The organism is Flavobacterium sp. RSSB_23 (assembly GCF_051547145.1).
In the GTDB taxonomy this organism is placed as follows: domain Bacteria; phylum Bacteroidota; class Bacteroidia; order Flavobacteriales; family Flavobacteriaceae; genus Flavobacterium.
Genome location: NZ_JBPTTO010000001.1, coordinates 788,670 through 796,859, shown reverse-complemented (window position 1 = coordinate 796,859; position 8,190 = coordinate 788,670). Strand labels below are relative to the sequence as shown.

Sequence of the window (8,190 nt, the reverse complement as noted above, 5' to 3'; positions counted from 1 at the left end):
TTTTTGTTATAATTTATTATCCTTTAGCTTTTAAAGCCTCATATTTATCTGTCATATCTAAGGAACGGTATAAATTGAGTAATAATTTTGATATATCTTTATTACTAGGCTCCAAAGTCAATGCTTTTTCAAGATAAGCAACAGCAACTTTAACTTCCTCATCTTTCTTAATTTTCAATTCATCATACTTTTTCATATCCTCAGCAGATGTTCCTAGCAAAGCCATTTTATCTGCTATTTCTTTTTTCTTATCAAGTTTTACATACGCCAAATCCATATATGTCTCAACATCATTAGGATTAATTGCTATAATTGCTTTATAATTACTTTCCGCACTAGCGACATCCCCTTTTTCAGTATAGATATAAGCTATTCTCTTTAAAATATCAGATTTTTTTGATTTAGCCTTAACATTTCTAGGTTTAATATGCGAACCTTGCTTTACACCCAAATCTCTATTAATTGCAGAAACAAAAAGTTCCTCCTGATTTGTTGACTTATTTGTAGCATAATACTCCATTCCATTACCAGAAAACTTCATATTCTTTAAAAGTTCAAAATTTTTCAAGGCTAAATCATACTGTTTTGCATTAAAATAATTTGAAGCAGCATTATACAAGTTCAACGTGTCTTTTTTATCCATTTCATACAAATAAAACATTTTATTTGCAGCATCACCAAAGCGTTGTGCATTGTTATCATCAATAGCACTTTTATCTAAAACATTTTTTAATTCTCTTACAGATTCCCTTGCTTGAACTGCATACTTTAGATTACCAGATTCAACTTCATTTAAAATTAATTCATTGTAGCAAGCAACTGCAAGCGACATGTTTTTTGGACCTTCAACTTTTTTATCTGCTAAAGCCGTATAAGTTTTTGCTTTTGTAAAATAATAATCTGATTTATCATCGTCTTTCGCATTAGTAATCAAATACTCAATTTCATTCAAAATAGTCAAAGAAGCCTGAACATTCCCCTTGGCTAATTCTGCTTGAGCAGTCTTAATTTGCTCTTTTTGAGCCATACTTGAAAAGGTAACGCTAAACATAATTAGCGCAAAAAAGTACAATTTCTTCATAGCAGGTATTTTTTTGGTAGGATTAGGTTTGATAATTTTTTTTGGATTTTTTAACTAAATTAATAATACATTAACACTGCCAAAATAGAATAATATTTTGATTTTACAAATACTTAGCACATAAAAAAAGCATATTATACTCAAATAATTAAAAATTAGTGAATTCATCAATTATTTAACGTACAAATCAATTTCATCTAATTATAGTACAAAAAAAAAACCATTTAAATTAATAAATGGTTTTTATTTAACAATTTTTAAAAATCTATTGAATTTTCGCTTTTAACTCTTTGTATTCAGCAGTCATTTCTAATGCGCTGTAAACATTCATAAGCGTTTTTGCAACATCAACATTTTTTGGATCTAATTCTACTGCCTTTTTAAGAAAAGGAATAGTACTTTTAAACAATTCTTCACGTTTTTTCTTTAACACATCATAACGCTTCATATCATTAGTAGAAGTACCTAATTTATTCATTTCATCAATAATAGGTTTTTCATTTTCTAATTTCAAAGCAGCAATGTTTATATATGCATTTGTGTAAGCAGGATTAATTTCAATTACTCTACTATAATACTTTTCAGCATCTACACTATTTTTTGCATTTGCACTAATTACACCTAAATTAAAAACTAAATCCGCATCATTTGGATTTTTAACCAAAATATCAGCAACTAGTTTTTTATATGTATCATAATCTTTTGCTTCTAAATACAAATTTGCTTCCGTCAAAGCTAAAGAAGTATCTTCTGGATTAGCTGTTCTCGCATCGGCAATAGCTTGTTGTGCTTCTTTTGATTTACCTTGCTGTACCAAAATTAAGGCTACGTTTTTATAAATCTCACCTCTTTTAGAAGGAATTACTTCTGTTCTTGGCTTTTCATGTGTTCCTAATTTAATCATACGATCTCTTTCTGCAGCAGTTAAATACATATCCTCTTGAGACGTTAATTTGTTTACTGCGAAATAATTAGTTCCTTTACCAGAATAGTTTAATTTCTTTAACTCATCATAATTTTTAAGAGCAGCATCATAATTCCTAGAATTCACATACGTTGAAGCTGCGTAATATAAATTTATTGTGTCTTTTTTATCTAACAAATAGGCATCATACAATTTTTTAGCAGCTACTTCATGCTTATCCGATTTTGAATCAGCAATGGCTTCATTAATCAATTTGTATTTAATATCCATTACAGATTTAGTTGCTTGTGCTGTATATTTTGATTTCCCCGAAGCTTTCTCAACTTCAATCAACTCTTGGAAAGCACCAGCTGCTAATGATAAATTAGCATCTTTATCTACGCTTTTGTTAGCTAAATCCAACATTACATTTCCTTTAACAAAGTAGTACTGTGCTTTTTCAGCCTCAGTAGCATTTGTAATTACTGATTCAGCATCTAACAAAATTGTTTTCGCTTCATCCGATTTACCTGCTTTTAATGCTTTTTCAGCAGCTTTAATTTGATCTTTTTGTGCAAAAGTGGCTACTGATATCAACATTGTTGATGCAAGTAATACATATTTACTTTTCATGGTATTCTATTTTTATTTATTATTTATTAATCTTCATCATTTACTTCATCTTCCTCTTCGTTGTCATCCTCAATTACTTCATCATCTTCGTCCTCCTCTTCTTCAACACTATCATCTTCAAGCACTTCAAGAACTGGTTTCACACGTTCAACAGCTGAATTTTCAGAATTTTCATCTTCTGCTTCATCTTTCATTACTTTTGTTACCGCAGCAATCGAGTCGTTTCCTTTTAAATTAATCAGTTTAACTCCTTGAGTAGCACGTCCCATAACACGCAAATCTTCAATAGCCATTCTTATGGTTAAACCTGATTTGTTAATAATCATCAAATCATCAGCATCTGTAACTGCATTTATGGATATTAATTTTCCGGTTTTCTCAGTAATATTAAGCGTTTTTACTCCTTTACCTCCACGATTTGTAATTCTATACACATCCTCTCCGTCCTCATCAACTAATTTTGTACGCTTACCATAACCGTTTTCTGTTACAACTAAAATCTGAGAATCATTTATATTTTCTTTATCCACAGTAACCATACCGATAACTTCATCAGTATCATCTTTTAGTGTAATTCCTCGAACACCAGAAGCAGTTCTACCCATTGGTCTTGTTTTTGTTTCTTCGAAACGAACAAGTTTACCAGACTTAACGGCTAAAATAATCTGACTTTCACCATTAGTCAATTTTGCTTCTAATAATTCATCACCTTCTTTAATTGTAATAGCAGCTACTCCATTAACACGAGGTTTTGAATATTTCTCTAAAGAAGTTTTCTTTACTTGACCTTGTTTAGTAACCATTATTAAATTATGGCTATTTATGTAGTCTTTGTCCTTTAAATCTTGAGTGCAAATATACGCTTTAACTTTGTCATCACTTTCGATATTGACTAAATTTTGTATTGCTCTTCCTTTAGCAGTCTTAGTTCCTTCAGGAATTTCATACACTCTCATCCAGAAACATTTCCCTTTTTGAGTAAAGAACATCATATATTGATGATTTGTTGCCACAAACATATGTTCCAAGAAATCTTGATCTCTTGTACCAGCACTTTTTTGTCCAACTCCTCCTCTATTTTGTGTTTTATACTCACTAAGATTAGTACGTTTGATATAACCTGCGTGAGAAATGGTCACTACCACGCTCTCATCTGCAATTAAATCTTCGATACTTACATCTCCACCAGAATACTCAATTAAAGAACGACGATTATCACCGTATTTATCTCTAATTTCAATCAATTCTTCTTTTATCAAAGCGATACGTAAATTAACATCAGCCAATAAAGCACGTAAATGGTCAATCAATTTCATGATTTCTTCGTACTCCGCTCTCAATTTATCTTGCTCAAGACCTGTTAACTGTCTCAATCGCATTTCAACAATTGCACGAGCCTGAATATCTGAAAGTTTAAATCTTTCAATCAATTTTTCTCTTGCTTCTTCAGTATTTTTAGAAGCTTTAATCAGTGCAATTACTTCGTCTATATTATCAGAAGCAATGATTAATCCTTCTAAAATATGTGCTCTCTCTTCAGCTTTTCTTAACTCGAATTGCGTTCTTCTAATTACAACATCATGACGATGTTCAACAAAATAATGAATCAAATCTTTAAGATTCAACATTTGTGGGCGACCATTCACCAAGGCAATGTTATTCACACTAAAAGAAGACTGCAATTGCGTATACTTATACAAGGTGTTTAGAACCACATTTGGAGTAGCATCACGTTTCAAAATATATACGATACGCATACCGTTTCTATCCGATTCGTCACGTATATTGGCAATGCCATCAATTTTCTTTTCATTTACCAAGTCAGCTGTACGTTTAATCATATCAGCTTTATTAACTTGATAAGGAATTTCGGTAACAATGATAGATTCTCTACCATCAACCTCTTCAAAACCAACTTTGGCGCGCATTACAATACGTCCACGACCAGTTTTAAATGCTTCACGAACTCCTTCGTAACCATAGATTATACCACCTGTTGGGAAATCAGGTGCTTTTATATGTGTAATTAATTCGTCAATTTCAATATCATTATTATCTATATAAGCTAAAGTTCCATTGACAACTTCAGTTAGATTGTGAGGAGGCATATTCGTAGCCATACCCACCGCAATTCCAGTAGCTCCATTAATTAATAATGTAGGCACACGAGTAGGCATTACTTTAGGCTCGTATAAAGTATCGTCAAAGTTCAATTGAAAATCAACTGTTTCTTTTTCGATATCTGCCATAATTTCTTCTGAAATTTTACGCATTCTCGCCTCTGTATAACGCATTGCTGCTGGACTATCACCATCAACAGAACCAAAATTACCTTGTCCGTCTACCAACAAATAACGCATACTCCATTCTTGAGCCATACGAACCATTGCATCATAAACAGAAGTATCTCCGTGTGGGTGATACTTTCCTAATACTTCACCGACAATTCTCGCCGATTTTTTATGGGCTTTATTTGAAAAAACTCCTAAATCATACATTCCGTATAGCACTCTACGATGTACGGGTTTTAAACCATCTCTAACATCAGGAAGCGCTCTGGATACAATTACAGACATCGAATAATCGATGTAAGCTGATTTCATTTCATCTTCTATGTTAATAGGAATTAACTTTTCTCCTTCAGACATAAGTTGTTATATTAAATAATTATATTAATTTCAAAACGTGCCAATATACGGCTTTCTGAACTTTTTTTTGGCATTTTAACAGTCTAATTTTTCTAATTTATTAACAATAAAAAAACCTGTAATAGTTAATAAATTCCGATAATTTTAACTTTGTTTCTTCTATTTTTTTTGTCACTTAGCTGACAGCGGATATTAGTAGGAATGATTTTTGTTTATAAATACTAAATCATTAAATTTACATATATAAAAAGATACCACATGGATGACAATTTTTCCCCTAGAGTAAAAGATGTTATTACTTTCAGTAAAGAAGAAGCCTTACGTCTAGGCCACGACTTTATTGGAACAGAACATTTGATGTTAGGCATTTTGAGAGATGGAAATGGAAAGGCTATCCATATTTTAAACAATTTGGATGTAGACTTAGAACATCTACGAAGAAAGGTTGAGATTCTTAGCCCAGCTAGCCCGACCAGCCTAGAAGTTAACCTAGAAAAAAAGAACCTACATCTAACTCGACAAGCCGAAAGAGCTTTAAAGACAACATTTCTTGAAGCTAAAGTATTTCAAAGTACTTCGATAAGTACAGCACATTTGCTTTTATGTATTTTGAGAAATGAAAATGACCCTACAACCAAGCTATTGAATAAACTAAAAATAGATTATGACATAGCTAAAGAACAATATTTGAATATGACTCCAAATGACCAAGAATACATGGACAACTTACCAAAAAACGAATCATACAATGATGATTCAGGACAAGATGACAGTCTTAAAGAAGGCACCTTCAATAATCCTGTGAATAAATCCAACAAAAAATCTAAAACTCCTGTTTTAGATAATTTTGGGAGAGATTTAACAGAAATGGCGGAAGAAGGAAAATTAGACCCTGTAGTAGGTCGTGAAAAAGAAATTGAGCGTGTTTCCCAAATTTTAAGCCGTCGCAAAAAGAACAACCCGCTTTTAATTGGTGAGCCTGGAGTAGGAAAATCTGCTATTGCAGAAGGACTAGCTTTAAGAATCATTCAAAAAAAGGTTTCAAGAATCTTATTCAATAAGCGAGTAGTTACTCTTGATTTAGCCAGTCTTGTTGCAGGCACAAAATATAGAGGACAATTCGAAGAACGTATGAAAGCCGTTATGAATGAATTGGAAAAAAACGATGATATTATCTTGTTCATAGACGAAATTCACACCATTGTTGGTGCTGGCGGAGCAACAGGTTCATTAGACGCATCTAATATGTTTAAACCTGCTTTGGCAAGAGGTGAAATTCAATGTATAGGCGCAACCACATTAGATGAATATCGCCAATACATAGAAAAAGATGGCGCTTTAGAAAGACGTTTCCAAAAAGTAATTGTTGAACCAACTTCTGTTGAAGAAACCATTACTATTTTGAACAATATCAAAGACAAATACGAATCGCATCACAATGTAACTTATTCTCCAGAAGCTATTGAAGCTTGTGTAAAACTAACAGACAGATATATGTCGGAACGCTTTTTACCAGACAAAGCTATTGACGCTTTGGATGAAGCTGGTTCAAGAGTTCATATCACTAATATAGATGTTCCAAAGCAAATTTTAGATTTGGAGCGTCAATTAGAAGACGTACGTGAATTAAAGAATTTGGTTGTCAAAAAACAAAAATATGAAGAAGCAGCTAAATTACGTGATGATGAAAAACGAATAGAAAAAGATTTAGCTATTGCACAAGAGCAATGGGAAGAAGATTCTAAAAACAACAGAATCAACGTTACTGAAGACAATGTTGCTGATGTAGTTTCTATGATGACTGGCATTCCTGTTAACCGAATTGCACAGACCGAAAGTAATAAATTAGCTAAATTACCAGAACTCATTCAAAATAAAGTAATTGGACAAAATGAAGCAGTTTTGAAAATTGCTCGCTCAATCCAAAGAAATAGAGCAGGTTTAAAAGACCCAAACAAACCAATTGGTTCCTTCATTTTTTTAGGTCAAACAGGTGTTGGAAAAACACAATTAGCCAAAGTTCTTGCCAAAGAATTATTTGATTCTGAAGAAGCTTTAATCAGAATCGATATGAGTGAGTATATGGAAAAATTCGCTATTTCAAGATTAGTTGGAGCGCCTCCGGGATATGTTGGTTACGAAGAAGGCGGTCAATTGACCGAAAAAGTACGAAGAAAACCATATTGTGTAGTGCTTTTGGATGAAATAGAAAAAGCACATCCAGACGTATTCAATATGATGTTACAAGTACTAGACGATGGATTCTTAACCGATAGTTTAGGTCGCAAAATCGATTTTAAAAATACGATTATCATTATGACCTCAAATGTTGGCGCTAGACAGCTAAAAGATTTTGGTCAAGGTGTTGGATTTGGTACCGCAGCAAAAATTGCACAAGCTGAGGATAATTCAAAAAGTATCATTGAAAATGCATTGAAAAAAACATTTGCTCCTGAATTTTTAAACCGAATCGACGATGTTATTGTTTTCAATTCATTAGAAAAAGAAGACATCAACTTGATTATCGAAATTGAATTAAAAAAACTATACGCTCGAATCAAAGATTTAGGATACACCTTGAATCTTTCTGATAAAGCAAAAGCATTTATTGCAGACAAAGGTTTTGACAAACAATTTGGAGCACGACCGCTAAAAAGAGCCATCCAAAAATATGTTGAAGATGCTCTAGCCGAAGAGATTATCACTTCAAAAATCAATGCTGGTGATGAAATCTTTATGGACATTGAAGAAGGTGCTACTGAGTTAACAGTGAACGTTAACAAAGCAGAAGAACCTACAAATCAATAGATTAAAACAGTTAATCATATCTAGCCCGTTATGTGTTTTTACTACGTAACGGGCTAATTCTTTATATTAATTTAACTTTTTTAAAAAACAAAAAGTTACTTTTGATGTTTTATTAA

General features: G+C 32.3%; 4 protein-coding genes. 1 reads left to right on the top strand and 3 read right to left on the bottom strand.

Features of this window, described 5'->3' with window-relative positions; all coding sequences use genetic code 11:
* Positions 1 to 16: 16 nt before the first annotated feature.
* From ACSVH9_RS03585 to gyrA, 3 genes are all read right to left on the bottom strand, one after another.
* A complete protein-coding gene (locus ACSVH9_RS03585) occupies positions 17 to 1,081 on the bottom strand; it encodes a tetratricopeptide repeat protein (RefSeq protein WP_438062513.1) in 1,065 nt (354 codons plus the stop codon).
* Positions 1,082 to 1,346: 265 nt separating this feature from the next.
* On the bottom strand, positions 1,347 to 2,618 hold the full coding sequence (locus ACSVH9_RS03580) for a tetratricopeptide repeat protein (RefSeq protein ID WP_438062512.1): 1,272 nt from the start codon (positions 2,616 to 2,618) through the stop codon (positions 1,347 to 1,349).
* Positions 2,619 to 2,644: 26 nt separating this feature from the next.
* The gene (gene gyrA / locus ACSVH9_RS03575; RefSeq protein ID WP_438062511.1) at positions 2,645 to 5,266 is read right to left on the bottom strand and encodes a DNA gyrase subunit A; all 2,622 of its coding nucleotides are present in this window, start codon (positions 5,264 to 5,266) and stop codon (positions 2,645 to 2,647) included.
* 258 nt (positions 5,267 to 5,524) lie between these two features.
* On the opposite strand from gyrA, the gene ACSVH9_RS03570 reads away from it, so the two are divergent.
* Positions 5,525 to 8,074 (top strand): ATP-dependent Clp protease ATP-binding subunit, encoded by a 2,550-nt coding sequence (locus tag ACSVH9_RS03570; RefSeq protein ID WP_159684405.1) that lies wholly within the window; start codon positions 5,525 to 5,527, stop codon positions 8,072 to 8,074.
* The last annotated feature ends 116 nt before the right edge of the window (positions 8,075 to 8,190 follow it).